This window comes from Streptomyces sennicomposti (genome assembly GCF_019890635.1).
Classification (GTDB): domain Bacteria; phylum Actinomycetota; class Actinomycetes; order Streptomycetales; family Streptomycetaceae; genus Streptomyces; species Streptomyces sennicomposti.
Map to the genome: position 1 here is coordinate 1 of NZ_JAIOAB010000089.1, position 19360 is coordinate 19360.

A 19360-nucleotide genomic window follows, 5' to 3' on the forward strand; every position below is an offset into this window, starting at 1 on the left:
GGCCCCCCCCCCGGGCCGGGCCCCCCCCCCCCCCCCCCCCCGCCGCTGCCCGGCCCGCGCGGGCCCTGCCCGCCTCACCCGCCGCCGGCGCCGCCGTCCGGGCCCGGGCGGCGCAGGGCCAGCAGGAGCGCGATGTCGTCGGGCCGGTCCGCGGTGTGCCGGGCGGTCGCGGTCAGCCGGTCGGCGACGCTCGTCAGCGACGGCCCGGCCGCCCGCGCGGCCTCCGCGCCCACCCGCGCCAGCGCCCTGCGCAGGGCGGTGACGCCCTCGTCGATGTCCACCCCGGGCCGCTCCACGAGCCCGTCGGTGTACAGGGCCAGGATCGCGCCCGGCTCCAGCCGCAGCTCGCCCACCGGATAGCGGGCGGTGTCGTCGACCCCGAGGACGACGCCGCCGGGCAGGTCGCAGACCTCGGTTCGGCCGTCCGGGTGACGCAGCAGCGGCAGCGGATGCCCGGCCCGGGCCGCCCGCGCCACCCCGGTCGCCGGGTCCAGCCGCAGATAGCAGCAGCTCGCGAACTGCCCCGGGTCGAGATCGATCAGCAGCCGGTTGGTGCCGCTCATCACCTCCTCGGGCGGCCGGTCGCCGAGCGCGAACGCCTTCACCGCGCTGCGCAGTTGCCCCATGGTGGCGGCCGCCTGCACCCCGTGCCCCTGGACGTCCCCGATGACCAGCGCCAGACCGTCCCCGGCGCTCACCACGTCGTACCAGTCCCCGCCCACCTCCATGCCCTGGGTGCCCGGCAGATAGCGGCCCGCCGTCTCCACCGCCGGGTGCGCCGACAGCCGCCGGGGCAGCAGCGCCTGCTGGAGCCCGCGCGCGAGGGCGGCCTCGGTGTCGTAGCGCTGGGCCTTCTCCATGGCGTGCGCGATCAGTCCGGCCAGCGCCGTGAGGACCGTGCGCTCCTCGCCGCTGAAGCCGCGCGGCCGGTCGAAGCCGAGGATGCAGCTGCCGACCGGGCGGCCCGAGGCGATCAGCGGCAGGAAGGCCCGCGAGCCCACCTCGGCGTCGATGGCGAGCCCCGGATAGCGGGCCGCCAGTTCGTCCATGGAGTCGAAGAACAGCGGGCGGCCCGTGGTGAGCGTCTCCACGCCCGGGATACGGGCGTCCAGGCCGACCCCCTCGAAGGGGGTGAGGAAGCCCTTGGGGAAGCCGCTCTCCCAGGCCAGGTACAGATGCCGGTCCTGGAGCAGGTAGATGGCCAGCCGGTCGCCGCCGAACGCGGGCAGCAGCTCCTGCATGACCACGGCCGACACCTGCCGGGCGGTGACGGCCTCGGTCAGCGCGATGGCGAGGACGATCGGCCGGTACACGTGCGCGGCGGTGCGCGGCCCGGCGGAGGCGGCCTCGTCGGCGGCGGGGGAGAGGGGATCGGCGGGAGGGCCGCCGGACGGACCGGGGCCGGCGGACGGGGGCGGGTCGGCGGTGTCCTCGGGGCGGACGTCGACGGGTCCGCGCACCGGCTGGTCGGCCGGGCGCACGACACAGGTCAGCAGCTCCGGGCCGGCGTGCACGGAGAAGGCCAGCAGAGCGTCGTCGGGTCGCGTGCGCCCCTCGGCGGGCGGCCGCCGGACGTGGAAGTGCACCGGCCCCGGCGACAGCAGCGCCGCCCGCAGCTGGTCCTCGCACGCGGGATGGTCCAGCCAGGGCACGCACTCCCACAGCGAGCGGCCCACGAGCAGCGGCCGGGGCCGGCCGAGCAGCCGGGCGGCGCGCGGATTGGCGTAGACGACCGTGCCGAGCCGGTCCAGGCAGAACACCCCGTCGGGGAGCAGGTCGGCCGCCGCGTCCCCGAGCGCGCCCGGACCGGGGTCCCGTACGGTCCCGCTCACCCGGTACGCCCCCGGCGCGGGCGCGGCGTACGACGTCCAGAACTCCATCAGCCGCAGCTGCCCCTCGCGGGTGCGCACGGGCAGCGGCAGCGCGGCCGGCCGGCCCGCCGCCGCCTCGCGCAGCGCGGCCAGCACCCGGTGGCCGTCGTCGGCGGCCACCGCGTCCGCGAGGTCTCCACCCGTGCCGGGCGGTCCGGCGCCGGAGCAGCCCAGCAGCAGCCGGCAGCGGTCGTCGGCGGTCAGGGCGCCGGTCGCCGGGTCCCAGGCGAACCGCCCCACCCGCCCCTCGAAGGCGCGGGCGACGGGCGGGCGCACGCACAGCGGCTCGCCGTCCCACACCACCGCCGGGCCGCCGCCGCTCTCCAGTCCGGCCAGCGCGGACCCCAGCTCCCGAGCGATCCGCACGACGCGGTCATGGCCCGCCGGGGCCTCGCCGGCGTCCGGCAGCGCGGGATGCAGCACGGTCAGCACCCCGTACGTCGCCTGCCCCGCGGTCACCGGCACGTACAGGGAACCGAACGGGAAGGGCAGACCGGCCGCGAACTGCGGGTAGCGGCGCATGGTCTCGGTGGCGTTGGGCAGGGCGACCCGGACGCCGAGCCGGTAGGCGTCGGCGACCGGGAACCGGCGGTCCACGTGCATCCGCCACCACGGACGGAACAGCGGCCCGGGCAGCCCCGAGAGCACGGCGAGGCGCAGCAGGCGCGCGGTGGTGGACCGCAGGTAGACACCGGCGGCCAGACCCCCGGCCGCGCCCAGGGCCTCGGTGACGGCGTCCGCCAGCGGCGCGGCCGGCCGCGCCGCCGTCGCGTCCGCTCTCTCGTCCTCGCTCGTCATCGGCTCCACCTCGTCCCTGCGCCGACAGGAGCACGACACAGCAAGAATGCGCCCGGACGCCCCGGCGGCGCACCCGGCGCGGCGGCGGACATCCGGCGGGGGCCGTCCGTCAGGGCTTCTCGGGCCGCTTCTCGCGGATGTTCTGGGCGACGTCGCGGAGCTTGACGTTGTGGTGCTGGGAGATGCGGCGCAGCACCGCGAAGGCGTCGTCCTCGCTCAGCCGGTGCCGCTCGCGCAGTATGCCCATGGCCTCGCCGATGGCGTGCCGGGTCTCCAACGCGTGTTCGAGCTGGTCGACGGTGCGGGCGCTGGCCACCGCCACCGCGGCGTGCGACGCCAGCAGCCAGCCGGCCGTCTCGTCCTCCGGGGTGAACGCGCCGGGCCGGGTGGAGTAGCAGTCCAGCGCGCCGAAGTCCTCGTCCTCGGTGTACAGCAGGAAGCCCATCATGCTGCCGATGCCCAGGTCGCGGGCGGCCGGCGCGTACCGCGGCCAGGCGGGCTGCGGTTTGGTCATGTCGCTGATGCGGAACATCCGGTCGCCGTCCACCCGGCGGGCGGCGTCGAAGCACGGCCCCTCGCCCAGCTCGCCCTGCAGCCGGTCGGACTCCTCGACCATGTCCCCGCTCACCGCGAGGCTCACCGCCCGGCCCTTGCGCACGGCGAGGATGCCGGCGGCCTCGCAGCCGTCGATCAGCTCGACCGCCGCCGAGACGATCTCCTCGAGCGTCGCCTGGGGCGAGTCCTGGGCCAGCAGACGCCGGGCGAGCTGCGCCATCTGTTCGGCGAACTCACGCCAGTCCATCCGTTCGCACCACCCTTCTCCCCGTCTCCTGCAAGGGTGACGTCGCCCGCGGCCCCCGGCATGCGCAGCGTACCCCGCTCACCGTGCGATACCCCGTAAGCCGATCACGATGCCCACGCGCGCCGCAGCGCGCGGCGCCGGGGCGGCGGGGGCGGCCCCGGACGCGCCGGCGCCCCGGCCGGGAGAGGCCGGGGCGCCGGCGCCGCGCGCCGCGGCGGTCAGGAGCGGACGTGCGGCCCTGCGGTCACGCGCCCCAGGTGCCCTGGTTGACCGCGCAGTTCCAGCCGGAGCCGTGCAGGGTGAGCTTCAGCTTGTAGCTGCGGGTGTTGAGCAGGTGCGTGCGGACCCGGAAGCCGAGACTCGCCTTGCCCTTGAGGGTGGTGGTGGAGACGGAGACGGTCGTCGAGGTGCGGTGGCTGATCCGGCCGCCGGTCGCCTTCGCCGTGCCGAAGCGGATGTTCTTCGAGTTGGCGACCGTGAAGGTGACCTTCTTGACGCTCTTGCTCGTCTTGCTCTTGATGCCGAAGTACAGACCCCCGTTGGTCACCCAGCCGTTGTGGTCGACGTAGAAGCGGGACGGGTAGACGATGCTGACCGGGCAGCCCGAACTCCGCGGTGCGGCGGTCGATGCGGAGGCGGCCCCGGCGAGACCCAGCTGAGCGGCGGTGACGACCCCGACTGCGGCCAGGACGGCGGCGGTTGAGCGTGTGCGGTTCACTGCGGTGACACCTTTCCCCCTGCGGCCCCGAAGGGCCGGCCCGGCATGACCGGTGGCGCACCCGGTGGTACGCCGGCATGCCTGTTTCGCCGTATTTCCTACCACGGGCGGGAACTTCCCGGGCGACAACTGGGGCGGCAGTGCCACTCGGTGACCAAACCGGTACACAACGTGGCCCGGCCGCCCCGGTGCCGTGTGCAGTGGGGCGGCCTTTTCCCACGGCGGGGCGACGGCCGGGTGACGGCCCGGTGGCCCCGGTCATGGGTTGGCCAACTCGGCTCCACGCGTTGGGCACTTGTTCATCCCCGGTCCCTGACGGCGCCCGGCGCGGCGGGCGGAGAGTGGTCGGCGGTCCGCTCCGCTCCGGCGGCCGGGCCAGACCCGTGCGAGAGCCTCGTCCGCTCAAGAAGGGGATTTCATGGCCGAGTTGACACGCCGCAGACTCCTTGGTTCGGCCGCGGGCGCGGCGGGAGGCGCCGCGGCGCTGTCCCTGCTGCCGCCGAGCGTCCGCAAGGCCGTCGCCGCCGAGCCGCCCCGGCACAGCTCGCTGCGCGACATCGAGCACGTGGTCCTGCTGATGCAGGAGAACCGGTCGTTCGACCACTACTTCGGCACCCTGTCGGGCGTCCGCGGCTTCGCCGACCCGCACGCCCTGAAACTCGACGACGGCCGCTCGGTCTTCTACCAGCCGGACGCCGAGAACCCCAAGGGCTACCTGCTCCCCTTCCACCTGGACACCCACAAGTCCAGCGCCCAGGCCATCCCGTCCACCAGCCACGCCTGGTCGGTGCAGCACGAGGCGTGGAACGGCGGCAAGATGGACCGGTGGCTGCCCGCGCACCGCAAGGCCGACGGCGTCAACGGCCCCTACGTCATGGGCTACTACACGCGCGAGGACATCCCGTTCCAGTTCGCGCTCGCCGAGACCTTCACCGTCTGCGACCACTACTTCTGCTCGGTCTTCGGCCCGACCTGGCCCAACCGCCTGATGTGGATGACCGGGACGATCGACCCGGGCGGCACCCGCGGCGGGCCCGTCACCAGCAACACCGCGCCCACGCCCTACCGCTGGACGACGTACGCGGAGCGGCTGCAGGCCGCCGGAGTCAGCTGGAAGGTCTACCAGCAGGACGACGACTACGGCTGCAACATGCTGGAGCAGTTCGCCGCGTTCAGGAACGCCGCGCCGGGCTCCGACCTGTACGAGCGGGGCGTACGGCCCCAGCCGGAGGGCACGTTCGAGGACGACGCCCGGGGCGACCGCCTCCCGGCCGTCTCGTGGATCATGCCGACCAGCTACCAGTCCGAGCACCCCGACTATCTCCCGGCCGCGGGCGCGGACTTCGTCGCCTCCAAGATCGAGGCCGTCGCCGCCAACCCGAAGGTGTGGCGCAAGACCGCCTTCATCCTCAACTACGACGAGAACGACGGCCTGTTCGACCACGTGGCCCCGCCCACCCCGCCCGCCGGCACGCCCGACGAGTTCATCAAGGGCCTGCCGATCGGCGGCGGCTTCCGCGTCCCGGCGATCGTCGTCTCGCCCTGGACGGTGGGCGGCTGGGTCGCCACGGAGGCCTTCGACCACACCTCGGCGCTGCAGTTCCTGGAGCGGTTCACCGGAGTGGCGGAGCCCAACATCAGCGACTGGCGGCGGGAGACCTTCGGCGACTTCACCTCGCCGTTCCGCTTCTCGCACACCCGGCCGCGCCCGCCCCGGCTGCCCGCCGACACGGCCGAGCAGTTGCGGAAGGCGAAGGAGGAGGTGGCGACGCTGCCCAAGCCGGCCCTGCCCGGCGCCGACCAGCGCTTCCCCCACCAGGAACGGGGTCACCGGCCCCACCTGTGAGCCGCCGGCCGGGCGGGCGCGGACCCACCCGGCGTCTGTGCGCCGCCGCGGCCGCCCCGGTGCGCGACCGCGCCACCCCACCGCCGTGCACCGGACCGGCGGGGCGGCGCGCGTCACGCGGGCGCGCCGCGGGCCGCCGCGAGCGCCTGCTCGGCGTAACCGCGGCCGAACAGCACCGCGTGGACCAGCAGGGGGAAGAGCTGGTGCAGTCCGATGCGGTCGCGCCAGCCGTCGGCGAGCGGCGCCGCCTCCTGGTAGCCGGCCAGCACCCGGTCCAGGTGCGGGCAGCCGAACAGGTGAAGCATCGCCAGGTCGGTCTCCCGGTGGCCGCCGTGCGCGGCGGGGTCGATCAGCCACACCCGGCCGTCCGCGCCCCACAGCACGTTGCCGTTCCACAGGTCGCCGTGCAGCCGGGCGGGCGGCTCGGCCGGGCCCGCGAGGTCCGGCAGCCGCTCCAGCACGCCCTCGATCTCCGCCGCCTCGGCCGGACGCAGGACGCCCTCGTCCACCGCGCGGCGCAGATAGGGCAGCACCCGGTGCGCGGCGTACCAGGAGGGCCAGTCGTCGCCGGGCACGTTGCGCATGGGGGCGCGGCCGATGTACGCCTCCTCGGGGCCGCCGGGCGGCGGCGCGCCGAACGCCGGGGCCCCCGCCGCGTGCAGCGCCGCCAGGTCCCGGCCGAACCGGAGCGCGGCCCGCGCATCGGGCCGCCCCTCGGCGACCCGGTCGATGACCAGGCGGTGCGCGTCGTGGCCGCGTACCGCGGGGACGCGTACGGCGCGGGCCTCGGCGAGCCAGGCCAGCCCGGCCGCCTCCGCGCACACCGCGCCCGGTGCGTCGCCGCGCTTGACCATCACCACCTGCCCGCCGTCGAGCGTCACTTCGGCGAGCGCCGCGGACAGCCGGCGCTCGGCGACCGCCGCACGGCCGGTCAGCCGGGAGGCGGCGGCGCCGGGGCCGTCGTCGTGGGCGGCGTCGTGACGGGCCCCGCCGTGGCGGCCTCTGTCGTGGTGGCTTCCGTCGTGGTGGCTTCCGTCGTGGGGGGTCCCGCTGTCGTCGCCGCCCGGCGGGCCGTCTGCCGGGCGGGCCGCGCCGGGCGGGTCCGGGTCCGGCCCGGACTCACCGCTGCCGTCCCGGGGCTCGTCCGTCATGACGGCAGGCGCTCGCGCACCCAGGCCAGCAGCCCGGGCATCGCGGCCTCGATCATGGCCAGCACCTCGTCGAACCCCTCCGGGCCGCCGTAGTACGGGTCGGGCACGTCCAGGTCGCCGGTGGCCGCCGGGTCGAAGGAGCGCAGCAGCCGGACCTTGGCCGGGTCGGCCACGAGACGCCGCAGCGCCTTCTCGTGGCCGGCGTCCATCGCCAGGAACAGATCGGCGTCCAGGTGCTCGGCGCCGACCTGCGCCGCCACGTGCTCCACCGGATAGCCGTGCCGGGCCAGGGCCGCACCGGCCCGCTCGTCGATGGGCTCCCCGACGTGCCAGGGCCCGATGCCGGCGCTGGTGACCCGCACCGCCCCGTCCAGACCGGCGCGGCGCAGCCGCTCGGCGAGGACCAGCGCCCCGGACGGCGACCGGCAGATGTTCCCGCTGCAGACGAAACAGATGTGCACGGACCCCAGGGTAAGCGGCCCCGCTGGAGCCGGCGGTGCTCCGCCGCCGGGCACCGATCACTTCCGGCCCACCCGGCGTGAGGGGGCGCGCCGGCCGCGGCGCCCGGTCAGCCGTCCCGCTCGCCGGCCGATGCGGTCCGTGCCCCCGTGGGCGCCGGCTCCCGCTCGTGCAGGTGGTAGATGTGGAAGGCCCGTCCGATGACCGGCTGGGCCACGTTGCGCACCCGTACGCCGCCGTTGGTCATGCCGTTCTCCGTGCCGGCGTGCGCGTGGCCGTGGACGGCGAGGTCCGCACCCGCCGTGTCGACCGCCTCGGCCAGCAGATAGCTGCCGAGGAACGGATAGATCTCCAGCGGCTCGCCGGCCAGCGTCTCGGGGACGGGGGAGTAGTGGGTCAGCGCGATCCGCGCGTCGCACCCCTGCCCGTCCAGCTCCTCCAGCGCCGTGCGCAGCCCGTCGGCGCAGCGGCGGGTGTACCGGACGAACTCCTTCATCAGCGGCTCGCCGAACTCGCCCGCGCAGCGCCCCATGAAGCCCCCGCCGAACCCCTTCGTACCGGCCACGCCGACCCGCCTGTCGCCGCACCGCACGACGGTCCCGCGCCCCTCCAGCACCTGCGCGCCGGCGTCCTCCAGGATCGCGGTGACCTCCTCGGGCCGGTCGTCGTGGTGGTCGTGGTTGCCGAGCACCGCCACGACCGGCACGCCCACGTCCCGTATCTCGTCCGCCACCACCCGGGCCTCCTCGGGGGTGCCGTGCCGGGTGAGGTCCCCGGCCAGCAGCAGGACGTCGGCGAGTTCGGGCAGTGTCTCGAAGGCGGGCCGGAGCGTGCCCCGGGTCTCCGGCGCCATGTGGATGTCCCCGACGGCTGCTATCCGGATCATGCGAGGTCCTCCGCGTGGTCGGGAGTGGTGGCGTCGGCGACGACGATGTCGCAGTGGACCTGGCGCCCGGTCAGCTCGCCGGCGACGAGGCCGCAGATGTCGTCGCGGCACTGCGCCGAGGGGACCGTCCCGGTCAGCAGGACCGTCTCGCCGCGCACCTCCAGCCGTACCCCCAGCTCGCCCAGGGGGCCGCCGGCGATCTGTTCCCTCAGATGGGCGACGCGGTACTCCAGGTTGGTCCCCGCGTCGTTCCCGGCGGCCGGGGCGCCGGGGGCCTGCTCCTGGCCGTGGTGGTTCATGACGCTGCTCCTCCTACGGATGCTCGGGGCTACGGACGCTCGGGTCCTCTCACGCACGCCCGTGCGGGGTGATGACGTTCAGGCGTTCGAGGAGGAAGAAGAACGCGGCGGGCATCGGCTCGTCGCCGCAGGCCGCCCGCACCCGCTCCCAGTCGACCTTCTCGCGCAGCGCGCGGGCGATCGGCAGCACGGCCCCGAAGTCGCAGTGGTGTTCGGAGAACGCCGCGATCAGACCCCACAGCAGATCGGTGGGGGCCAGCACCGGCATCCGCACGGAGTCCACCGGCAGTTCCTCGGCGCGCTCCAGCATCTCCCGGGTCACCGGCTGGTGGGCCAGCTCGAAGATGATGTCGATGTCCTGGTCGAAGCACTTGGCCTTGATCAGCCAGTCCTCCGGCGGGGTGTAGACGGTCAGGCCGCCCTCCCGCAGGGTCTGCGCCACCGCTTCGGCGTCCTCGCGGCGCACGCAGAAGTCGGCGTCGTGCTGGAGGTTCTCGCTGCCGCCGTGCGCGTAGGCGGCCACGCTGCCGGCCAGCGCGAAGGCGTGGCCCTTCCGCTTCAGGAGCGCGCCGACCTGTTTGGCCGCCTCCAGGATCGCCTGGTTGCGGTCGCGGGGCAGCTGCTGTCCCCGCGGCGGCGCCCCCTGACAGGAGGCCTCGCCCGTCCCGCCCGCCGCCAGACGAAGGCCGGCAGGCCCCGCCTGCCGGGCGGGAGCCGCGTCGCCTCCGTTGCGTGCCATGCCCACTCCAATCGCCGGACCTGCCCCAGTACGGCGCCCGCCGGCCGCGCGACCGCCGGCCCCGCACCTCCCGGACGCCTCGTGTGCCGGGCGGGTACCCGGCGTACCCGCATCGACACGGCACGGCGGCGGCGGGAGACCGGGCGACCGGGTGACCGGGGCGGGCCCCACGGGCGACGGGCCTCCGGCCCACCGCCCGACGACGACCGTGGACGGTCCCCGCCGCCCCGACGGCCGCAGCGCGGAGTCGCGGATGCTCCGCACCGACCGGGCGGCCCCCGCTGGTGGCCGTGGGCGGCCCGCCTACGGCCAGCACGTCCACGCCAGGGGGCGAAGGCGGCCCGCACCCACGCGATGGCCGCCCTCGGCGCTCCGCAAACGGCCCGCGCTACCGGACGCCCGGCAGTCCGCGTCCGATCAGCCGGGCACCGTCAGGGGCGGTAGGCGTCCCGCGCCCGCAGCGCGACCACCGCCCACGGTTGCGCTGTCTGCGCGCGGTCAGCGGGCCCCTCGGAAGCCGGAGCCGGCCCCGCCGATCGGATGACGCCTGCCACTTGCCGCGTACCGGCCGGTCTGACCACAACCGACAGCCACGGGCGCCCCGCGCCCGACGGGCGCCCACCGCCGATGGCCCTGCGCGGCCCGCGTCCGGTCGGTCGTGCACGGGCAGGGGGCGTAGGTGATCCTGGCCGGAGGGCCGCCGCAGGGGCCGCCGGCACTCCGTGCCCGCCACCCGAAGCGCACCGCCTGCGCCCACGGGCGGCCGGTGGTGGTCAGGCGGCTGGCGACAGCCGCCTGATGACGCCCCGCGCCCCCGCGCGGTCAGGCCGGTCATGCCGAGCACGCCGAGATACGTCGACAGGCGCATCGCCCGACCACCCCCGCGCCGCTCCTCCACTCACGTAGCGCCCAGCGTCCGCTTGGCGAGTTCGTACGCCGGGAGCATCTCGTCGTGCTCGCCGGTGTCCAGGCCGCCCAAGTGCAGGACGACCGGCCCCTTGGACGTGGTGACGGCGACCGCGCTCTTCTTGGCCTTCTCCTCCAGGAGCTTGTCCGTGACGAGGTACTCGGCCTCGACGCCGGACAGGCCGCCCGACTCGAACGCCCGGTACCTCACCCGGCTCACCGACCCCTCGGCCGCCACGAAGGCGCGCAGCACCGTGCGCGCGTCGCCCGCCGCGGGACCGGCGGTGTAGACGCGCAGAAAGCCGATGTTCCCGGCGGGCTTGGCGTCGATCTCGCAGACCGCCGTCACCGGACCCTGCTTCAGCAGGGCGTCCGCCAGTTCCCCGGCCTCCGCCGAGTCCCCGAGCCCCGCGCGGTCGACCGCCTTCGCCTTCCAGCCGGCGGCCACGTCGAAGGCGACGGGCAGCGGACAGGCCGACCCGGCGGCCCCGACCCTGCCGCCGCTGCGGGCGACGCCCGCGGACGAGGCGACGCCGGCGGACGTCGCCGTACCGCCCGCCGAGGCCCCCGCCCCGCCCGGCTCCGCGCCGTCCGCGCAGCCCGTCAGCGCCCCGCCCAGCAGCACCGCCACGGCCAGCGGAACCCGCCACGCCGTTTCCGCCCTGATCGACACCCTGTCTCTCCCTCCCCGCCCCACGGCCGGGCCCTCTCCCCGTCCGCGCAGGCGGGTCACTGTAACGGAGGCGGAATCCACAGGGCTTGAGCGCCCCCGGCTGGGTACGCGGTGGGTCGGCCGGAGCGGCGAGGAGCGATCAGAGCGGTGCGGAGGGGAGCGGTGCGGTGCGGAGTGAGGGGAGGGCGTGAGGTGACGACTCGGTCCGGCGTTCACCCCGTCGTTGCGCGTCCCATGCGCCATTCCCCGCGCCATGAGAGATTGACGGGGTAGATGCCCCTTCACGGCGTTTTGCGCCTTTGTCTACTTCTACTGTCTTATGTTCGCTTTTCCCACTTTCCCATTTTCTACTTTCCCCTCGGCGCGGGCGCAGCGGTGACCACCGGCGCGGCCGAGGACGACCGGCAACCGGACAGCACACGGCCGAGCCGCACACGACGGCACGGCCAGGAGCGGAGGAACGGGTACTGATGAGCGAGGACAACCCCATCAAGCAGGCGGCCCAGAAGGTCACCGACGCCCTGCGCGGCGGCGCCGAGGGCCCCGAGGAGGGCATCCCCGGCAAGCCGGGCGCCGTGTCGCCGCCGGTCGCGGAGCCGACCGAGCCCCACGACCCGCTGCCGCCCAAGCCGGACCAGACCGGCCCGGACACCGTCTCGCCCACCGGCCAGCCCACGGGCGCCGACCAGGCCCGGATGGCGCAGAGCGGCGCCTATCTGACGAACGCCCAGGGCACCCGCCTGTACGACACCGACCACTCGCTCAAGGCGGGACCGCGCGGCCCCGTGCTCCTCCAGGACCACCATCTGCGCGAGAAGGTCATGCACTTCGACCACGAGCGCATCCCCGAGCGCGTGGTCCACGCCCGCGGCTCCGCGGCGCACGGCGTCTTCACGAGCTACGGCACCGCCGCCTCCGTCACCAAGGCCGCGTTCCTGGCCGAGGACGTCGAGACGCCGGTCTTCGTCCGGTTCTCCACCGTGCTCGGCTCGCGCGGCTCGGCCGACACCGTGCGCGACACCCGCGGTTTCGCGACCAAGTTCTACACCAGCGAGGGCGTCTTCGACCTGGTCGGCAACAACATCCCGGTCTTCTTCATCCAGGACGCCATCAAGTTCCCCGACGTCATCCACGCCGGCAAGCCGCACCCGGACCGGGAGATCCCGCAGGCGCAGAGCGCCCACGACACCTTCTGGGACTTCGTCACCCTGCACACCGAGGCCACCCACCACACCCTGTGGAACATGTCGGACCGCGGCATCCCGCGCTCGTTCCGCACCATGGAGGGCTTCGGCGTCCACACCTTCCGCCTGGTCAACGCGGCGGGCGAGACGACCCTGGTGAAGTTCCACTGGAAGCCGAAGCTGGGTGTGCACTCCCTGGTGTGGGAGGAGGCGCAGATCATCAACGGCGTCGATCCCGACTTCCACCGCCGGGACCTCGCCGACGCCATCGAGGCGGGCGCCTACCCCGAGTGGGAGTTCGGCATCCAGACCTTCCCCGACACCCCCGACCAGACCTTCGAGGGCATCGACCTGCTGGACCCGACGAACATCGTCCCCGAAGAGCTGGCCCCCGTGCAGCCGATCGGCAAGCTCGTCCTCAACCGCAACCCCTCCAACTTCTTCGCGGAGACCGAGCAGGTCGCCTTCCACGTCGGCCACCTCGTGCCCGGCATCGACATCACTGACGACCCGCTGCTCGCCGGGCGCCTGTTCTCCTACCTGGACACCCAGATCACCCGGCTCGGCGGCCCCAACTTCCCGCAGATTCCGATCAACCGCCCGCACGCGCCGGTCAACGACATGCTGCGCGACAGCTTCCACCAGACCGCCGTGCACCGGGGCGTGGCGCCCTACCGGCCCAACTCCCTCGACGGCGGCTGCCCGTTCCTCGCGGGCGCGGACACCGGGGCGTACATCGAGACGCCGGTGACGGTCCCGGAGGGCAAGAAGGTCCGCGAGGCGCCCGAGTCCTTCGCCGACCACTTCAGCCAGCCCCGCCGGTTCTGGCTGAGCATGAGCCCGGTGGAGCGCGAGCACATCATCGGCGCCTACACCTTCGAACTCGGCAAGTGCTACGAGCAGTCCATCAAGGAACGCGGACTCCAGGTGCTGGCCAACATCGACCCCGAGCTGTGCGCCGAGGTGGCCGCCGGACTCGGCCTGCCCGCGCCCTCGGCCACCGTGCCGCTCGCCGACGTCGAGCCGAGCCCGGCCCTCTCCCAGGTCGGTCACACCTGGCCCACGGACGGCAGGATCGTCGGCATCGTCACCGGTCCCGACGGCGACCTCGAGGGCGTACGGGCCGTGCGCGACGCGGTGCTCGCCGCGGGCATGGTCCCCCTGGTCGTCGCGCCGACCGGCGGCACGCTCGGCGACGGCGCGGACGCGCTGACCGTCCAGCGCACCTACGCCACCGCCCGCTCGGTGGAGTTCGACGCCGTCCTGCTGGCCGGGGCCCCGGGTGTGGGCGCCGACGCCTACGGCGCCCGGGACGCCAAGTCCGGCCTCGCCACCGTCCAGCAGGCCACGTACGACCCGCGGGTCGCGCTGCTGCTGTCGGAGGCGTTCCGGCACGGCAAGGCGATCGGCGCGTGGAAGGGCGCGGAGGCCGCGCTGGAGGCGGCCGGCGTGCCCGCCGACGCGCCCGGCGTGATCGTCGGCGACAGCGGCACCACCACCCTGGAGCAGGTCGTCCGCCTGCTGGGCGCCCACCGCGTCTGGGAACGCTTCCCGGCACAGGCCTGACCCCACCCGCGGGCCAGACCGTCTTGCAGGTCCGGACCCCATCCGCAGGCCTGACCCCCCTCCGAAGGCCCGACCCGCGACCGCGGGTCGGGCCCGTATCCGCGCACCGGCCCGGGCCTCCCGGCGGGTGTGGCTGAGGCCACGCCCCGAAGGAGGCCCGGGCCATATCGCCGTCCCCGGGCCGCGGGCTACGGTGCTGGCCGTCCCTGTGCCCGCGACACGCTCGAACGGCCCGCCAGTGCTCGAAGACCTCTCGGATCTCTCGCCCCTCATCGCGGCGACCACCCAGTGGCTGACCGGCGCCTATCCGGCCGCCGGCGGCGCGCTGGCCTCCGTGCTGTGCGAGATGCAGGCGCGTCAGGCCGTCACGGCCGCGGCCTGGCTGCGCTATCCGACGCCCGTGGACGCCGCCCTGGTCGGCATGGCGGGACCGGGCGGCTCCGCGCGGCTGGACTGGATCACCGGCGCGGACGGCGGCGGGGCCGCCGACCCGGAGACGTACGCGTGGCGCACCTGGGTGGACGAGGTCGTCGCCAGCTGGGCCGCCTGTCTGCTCACCGATCCGGAGCTGGCCGGCCGCGCGGTGGCCGCGCTCGCCGGCGCGGGCGCCGCGGGGACGCCGGTCGAGTTCCGGCGTCTGATCGCCCCCGACGACACCGACCGCACGGCCGCCGCGCTCCTGCGCCACCCCGACCTGCTCGCCCCGGTCGCCGCCCTGCACCGGGCGCAGCTGCGGGACCTCCTGGAGCGGGGCTCGGCGCTGGCGGCCTGAACCACCCGGGCAGCCGCACCGACCCGTCGCACAGCCGCCCCCTCGTACGACCGCCCCGTCGTACGAGGGGGCGGTCGTACAGCCGACCCGGCGTACAGCGGTACGGACCCCACCGGCCGCGACGCGGGGAGGCGCGGAGCACACCGCCCCGGGGAGGCACGGAGCACACCGCCCCGTCGCAAAGCGAAGGGACCCGGATCGCATCGGCCCGGCGCACGGCGATACGAGCCCCGAACTCACCCTCCCCGCGCCTGCTCGCCCCCCGTCACCGCGACCCCAGCACCTCGCCCAATGCCTCCCGCGCCGCGTCCAGCGCGGCGGCGCGATCCGCCGGGACCAGGCCGACGCGGGTGCGCCGGTCGAGGAGATCGGCCTCGTCGAGCGCGCCCTCGTGGCGCACCGCCCACACCAGCTCGGCCCGGGTGACGGGGTGCCCGTCGAGCACGGGTTCGCCGAGGCGCGGGTCACTGAGGCCCAGGGCGTGGACGTACGGCGCCTCGGTGCCGTAGCGGCGGACCAGGCGGCGCGGCGCCTGGAGCGCGGCGAGCGTCTGCGGCGAGGCCGCGCCGACCAGCGGCAGCGCGGCCGTCGGGGAGGGACCCGCGGCCGGCCCCCGCGCGGCGAGGGCGGCGTCCACGGCGTCCTCGGCCATCCGCCGGTAGGTGGTGAGCTTGCCGCCGACCACGGTGATCACACCGTCCGCCGAGGTGAGCACCGCGTGCCGCCGGGAGATGTCCGCGGTCCGCGGCGCGCCGCCGGCGCCCTCGGGTGTGGCGTCCAGCAGCGGCCGCAGCCCCGCGAAGGCCCCCACCACGTCCTCGCGGCGCACCGGCACGTCCAGGGCGGACCCGAGGACGTCGAGCAGGAAGCCGATGTCGGTCTCCGGGACCTCGGGGACGTCGGGCACCGGACCCTCGACGGGTTCGTCGGTGAGCCCCACGTACACCCGGCCGTCGCCCTGCGGCAGGACCAGGACGAAACGGTTGCTCTCCCCGGGCACCGGGATGTGCAGCCCGGCGGGCAGCGGCCCCAGCCGCTCGGAGCGCAGCACCAGGTGCGTACCGCGCGAGGGCCGGATCCGCACCCCCTCCACCAGGCCGCCCGCCCACACCCCGCAGGCGTTGATCACGGCGCGGGCCCGGATCTCGCCCTCCTCGCCGGTGAGTTCGTCGCGCACCCGGGCGCCGGTGGCGGTCAGTTCCAGTGCGCGGACCCGGGTCAGGATCCGCGCGCCGCGCGCCGCCGCCGTCCGCGCGAGCGCGGTGACCAGCCGGGCGTCGTCGGTGAGCCGGCCGTCCCAGGACAGCAGGCCGCCGCGCAGCCCGCTGCCGCGCAGGGCCGGCGCGAGATGGCGGGTCTCCACCGCGGAGAGCCGGCGCGGCGCGGGCAGGGTGGCGCGGGCGGTGCGCGCCGCGAGACGCAGGCCGTCGCCCGCGCGGAAGCCCGCCCAGGCCAGCGCGGCCTGGCCCCGGGAGACCAGCGGGGTCAGCGGCAGTACGAACGGCTGCGCGCCCACCAGGTGCGGCGCGGTGCGCTCCATCAGCACCCCGCGCTCGACCGCGCTCTCGTGGGCCACGTCGAGCTGCGCCGAGGCGAGGTAGCGCAGCCCGCCGTGGATGAGCTTGGAGCTCCAGCGCGAGGTGCCGAAGGCCAGGTCGTGCGCGTCGATCGCGGCGACGGACAGACCGCGGGCTGCGGCGTCCAGCGCGGCGCCCGCCCCGGTCGCGCCGAGCCCGACGACCAGCACGTCGACGGCGGGGCCGCCCACCGTCCGGGCCAGTTCACGGACGCGGCGCGCGGCGGTCAGCGAGGACCCCGGGCGCGCGCCGGGCGGCTGGTCCGGCGCGCCCGCGTCCAGGGGGCTGCTGCTGGAGTTCATGGCGTCAGGGTCCTCTCCAGGATGGTCCGCAGTTCCGCGAGGAAGGCCTCGTCGGACAGGTCGGGGGCGTCCGGGTCGGTCATCGTGCGCAGCGACAGGGTGAAGGACTGCACGACCAGCAGCAGGGACCGCGCCTGCAGGGCGGGGTGGCCCGGGCGCACCGAGCCGTCGGCGTGGCCCTCCCGGAGGCCCTCGGCGATCAGTTCGAGCAGGGCCTCCTGGCTGGCGCCGCGCCGGTCCAGCACATAGGGGAGGAGCAGTTCCGGGTCGACGTCGAGGATCTTGCGGAACAGCGGGTGCGCGCGGAACGCGGCCACCCCGGCCACCAGGCCGTCCACGATCAGCGTCCGCGTGGGCACGCCCGGGCGGCGCTCGGGCATCGCCCCGGTGGCCACGCCGATCCACTCCCGGGTCATCAGATCGCCCACCAGGGACCGCACGTCCGGCCAGCGCCGGTACAGCGTCATCCGGGACACCCCGGCGCGCCGGGCCACGTCCGTCATGGTCGTCCGGCGGACGCCGACGGCCAGGACGCAGTCGCGCACGGCGTCGAGGACGGGGTCGCCGGCCGGGCGGGCCGTGTCGTCGGCCGGACGGGCCGTACCCGCCCGGGCGTCGGTGTCTGCGGAGGCGTCGGACCGCTCGGACCCGCCGGAACCGTTGTGACGAATAGGCGTCATGTGTAACAGTGTAACGCCCCTTGACGCCGACCGGTGAGGAACAACCCCATGGACATGCTGTGGAGCGGCTGGGGCGACCCGGCCAAGGCCGCGCCGCTGCCCGAGACGGTCACCGCCCTGCTGCGCGACCTGCTCGGCGTCAAGCCCCGCGGCACCGCACCGCTCGCCCTCACGGAGATCGCCGTCCCCGAACCGCCGCTCACCGACGTCGCCCGCCGGGCGCTGGCGGACGCCGCCGGCGGCGAGGAGCACGTCCGCACCGACGCCGAGTCCCGCATCCGGCACACCCGCGGCAAGTCCACCCCCGATCTGCTGCGCATCCGCGAGGGCGACGTCACCGACCTCCCGGCGGCCGTGGTGCTGCCCGCGAGCCACGACGACGTGCTCGCCGTCCTGCGCGCCTGCGCCGCCCACGGCCTCGCCGCCGTCCCGTTCGGCGGCGGCACCTCCGTCGTCGGCGGCCTCGCTCCCGAACGAGGCTCTACTCCGCGCCCGTTCGTCGCCCTGGACCTGCGCCGCATGGACCGGCTGCTCGCCCTCGACCCGGTCTCCCGCACCGCCACGCTCCAGCCCGGCCTGCGCGCCCCGGACGCCGAGGCCCTGCTCGCCGCACACGGCTTCACCCTCGGCCACTTCCCGCAGTCCTACGAGTGGGCCACCCTCGGCGGATTCGCCGCCGCCCGCTCCAGCGGCCAGGCCTCCGCCGGATACGGCCGCTTCGACGAGATGGTGCTCGGCCTCACCCTCGCCACCCCCGAGGGCACCCTGGAGACCGGCCGCGCCCCGCGCTCGGCCGCCGGCCCGGACCTGCGTCAGCTCGTCCTCGGCTCCGAAGGCGCGTTCGGCGTCATCACCTCCGTCACCGTGCGCCTGCGCCCCCTGCCGAAGACGCGGATCTACGAGGGCTGGCGCTTCGCCTCCTTCGAGGAGGGCGCCGCCGCGCTGCGCCGCCTCGCCCAGGACGGACCCCGGCCCACCGTGCTGCGCCTGTCCGACGAGACCGAGACGTTCATCGGCCTCGCCCACCCCGACGCCATCGGAGCCGAGGACGCCCAGGACGCGCAGCCGGCAGGCTGCCAGGCCGTCGCGGGCTACGAGGGCGAACCCGAGGAGGTGGCCCACCGCAGGGAACGCGCCGCCGCCGTGCTGCGCGAGTGCGGCGGCGCGTATCTCGGCGAGGAGCCCGGCGAGCGGTGGGCGCACGGCCGCTACTCGGCGCCGTACCTGCGCGACGCGCTGCTGGACGTGGGCGCGTTCGCCGAGACCCTGGAGACCGCCGCCTTCTGGTCCCGCGTGCCCGAGCTGTACGCCGCCGTCCGCGACGCCCTCACCGCGGCGCTCACCGAGGCCGGCACCCCACCGCTGGTGATGTGCCACATCTCGCACGTCTACGAGAACGGCGCCTCCCTCTACTTCACGGTGGTCTCCGCGCAGGGCGAGGACCCGGTGGCGCACTGGACGCCCGCCAAGCACGCCGCCAACGAGGCGATCCTCGCCGCCGGCGGCACCATCAGCCACCACCACGGCGTGGGCACCGACCACCGCGACTGGTATCTGAGGGAGGCCGGACCGCTCGGGGCGGACGCCCTGCGGGCGGTCAAACGCCGTCTGGACCCGGCCGGCCTGCTCAACCCCGGCGTCCTGCTGCCCCTGGACTGAGACCGGCCCCCGCAGTTCCGGCCCCCACGGTCCCGGCCCGGCGCCCACAAGTCCCTGTCGCCGCAGCCCCGGTTCTCACAGCACCGGTTCTCACAGCCCCGGGCCCCGTGGTCCCGCCCCGTCCCGTACTCTCCCGCCACGCCCGCTCAGCGCCCCGGAGGCCCACCGATGCGACAGTTCACCGCGATCGTCAACCCCACCGCGGGCGGCTCCGCGGGCGCCGCGGCGCTGCTGCGGGTGGCCCGGCCGCTGCGGGAGGCGGGCGCCTCGCTGGAGACCGAGTACAGCCGCAGCCTCGCCCACGCGCGGGAGCTGGCCCGGCAGGCGGGGGAGCGCGGCCGGGTCGTCCTCGCCGTGGGCGGCGACGGCATCGCCGGCGGCATCGGCGGGGCGCTCAGCGGCACCGGCGCCCTGTTCGGCCTCGTCCCCGGCGGCCCGGGGGACGGATCTGCCCCCCCCCCCCGGCCGCCCC

Annotated in this window: 16 protein-coding genes; 5 read left to right on the forward strand and 11 right to left on the reverse strand. The window is 75.6% G+C overall.

What is annotated here, in order from left to right; all coding sequences use genetic code 11:
* Positions 1-74: 74 nt before the first annotated feature.
* From K7787_RS29870 to K7787_RS29880, 3 genes are all read right to left on the reverse strand, one after another.
* Positions 75-2669, reverse strand: a complete 2595-nt coding sequence (locus K7787_RS29870; RefSeq protein ID WP_223003551.1) for a SpoIIE family protein phosphatase — start codon at positions 2667-2669, stop codon at positions 75-77.
* Positions 2670-2778: 109 nt separating this feature from the next.
* A complete protein-coding gene (locus tag K7787_RS29875; RefSeq protein ID WP_164387542.1) occupies positions 2779-3471 on the reverse strand; it encodes a GAF and ANTAR domain-containing protein in 693 nt (230 codons plus the stop codon).
* A 244-nt stretch (positions 3472-3715) separates the two neighbouring features.
* On the reverse strand, positions 3716-4189 hold the full coding sequence (locus K7787_RS29880) for a hypothetical protein (RefSeq protein ID WP_164389009.1): 474 nt from the start codon (positions 4187-4189) through the stop codon (positions 3716-3718).
* Positions 4190-4607: 418 nt separating this feature from the next.
* Between K7787_RS29880 and K7787_RS29885 the strand changes: the two genes are divergently transcribed.
* Positions 4608-6035, forward strand: a complete 1428-nt coding sequence (locus tag K7787_RS29885; protein ID WP_223003552.1) for an alkaline phosphatase family protein — start codon at positions 4608-4610, stop codon at positions 6033-6035.
* A 113-nt stretch (positions 6036-6148) separates the two neighbouring features.
* On the opposite strand, the gene K7787_RS29890 is transcribed toward K7787_RS29885, so the two are convergent.
* From K7787_RS29890 to K7787_RS29915, 6 genes are all read right to left on the reverse strand, one after another.
* Entirely contained in the window at positions 6149-7186 is a 1038-nt protein-coding gene (locus tag K7787_RS29890) for a fructosamine kinase family protein (RefSeq protein ID WP_247721421.1), read from the reverse strand.
* Entirely contained in the window at positions 7183-7647 is a 465-nt protein-coding gene (locus K7787_RS29895) for a low molecular weight protein-tyrosine-phosphatase (protein WP_019983566.1), read from the reverse strand. The genes K7787_RS29890 and K7787_RS29895 overlap by 4 nt, the downstream gene beginning before the upstream one ends.
* Positions 7648-7754: 107 nt before the next feature.
* Positions 7755-8531: a metallophosphoesterase family protein gene (locus tag K7787_RS29900; protein WP_164389164.1), complete on the reverse strand. Its 777-nt coding sequence runs from the start codon at positions 8529-8531 to the stop codon at positions 7755-7757.
* Positions 8528-8830 (reverse strand): BON domain-containing protein, encoded by a 303-nt coding sequence (locus K7787_RS29905; protein ID WP_223003553.1) that lies wholly within the window; start codon positions 8828-8830, stop codon positions 8528-8530. Before K7787_RS29905 ends, K7787_RS29900 begins: the two co-directional genes overlap by 4 nt.
* Before the next feature lie 49 nt (positions 8831-8879).
* Positions 8880-9569 carry a nucleotidyltransferase family protein gene (locus K7787_RS29910; RefSeq protein WP_223003554.1) on the reverse strand — a complete coding sequence of 230 codons (690 nt, stop codon included), beginning with the start codon at positions 9567-9569 and terminating at the stop codon, positions 8880-8882.
* 898 nt (positions 9570-10467) lie between these two features.
* Positions 10468-11148, reverse strand: coding sequence for a lipoprotein (locus tag K7787_RS29915; protein WP_223003555.1), 681 nt, complete (start codon positions 11146-11148; stop codon positions 10468-10470).
* A 470-nt stretch (positions 11149-11618) separates the two neighbouring features.
* On the opposite strand from K7787_RS29915, the gene K7787_RS29920 reads away from it, so the two are divergent.
* Together K7787_RS29920 and K7787_RS29925 are read left to right on the forward strand one after the other, a co-directional pair.
* On the forward strand, positions 11619-13898 hold the full coding sequence (locus K7787_RS29920) for a catalase (RefSeq protein WP_223003556.1): 2280 nt from the start codon (positions 11619-11621) through the stop codon (positions 13896-13898).
* Positions 13899-14106: 208 nt separating this feature from the next.
* On the forward strand, positions 14107-14670 hold the full coding sequence (locus tag K7787_RS29925) for a hypothetical protein (protein ID WP_308036497.1): 564 nt from the start codon (positions 14107-14109) through the stop codon (positions 14668-14670).
* Positions 14671-14935: 265 nt separating this feature from the next.
* Here K7787_RS29925 and K7787_RS29930 read toward each other — a convergent pair whose 3' ends face one another.
* A complete protein-coding gene (locus K7787_RS29930; RefSeq protein WP_223003557.1) occupies positions 14936-16549 on the reverse strand; it encodes a glycerol-3-phosphate dehydrogenase/oxidase in 1614 nt (537 codons plus the stop codon).
* Positions 16546-17229 carry a TetR/AcrR family transcriptional regulator gene (locus tag K7787_RS29935; RefSeq protein WP_282107300.1) on the reverse strand — a complete coding sequence of 228 codons (684 nt, stop codon included), beginning with the start codon at positions 17227-17229 and terminating at the stop codon, positions 16546-16548. Before K7787_RS29935 ends, K7787_RS29930 begins: the two co-directional genes overlap by 4 nt.
* A gap of 48 nt (positions 17230-17277) precedes the next feature.
* On the opposite strand from K7787_RS29935, the gene K7787_RS29940 reads away from it, so the two are divergent.
* Together K7787_RS29940 and K7787_RS29945 are read left to right on the forward strand one after the other, a co-directional pair.
* Positions 17278-18888: an FAD-binding oxidoreductase gene (locus K7787_RS29940; protein WP_223003558.1), complete on the forward strand. Its 1611-nt coding sequence runs from the start codon at positions 17278-17280 to the stop codon at positions 18886-18888.
* A gap of 168 nt (positions 18889-19056) precedes the next feature.
* On the forward strand, positions 19057-19360 hold a 304-nt coding region (locus K7787_RS29945), incomplete at its 3' end, for a diacylglycerol kinase family protein (RefSeq protein ID WP_223003559.1).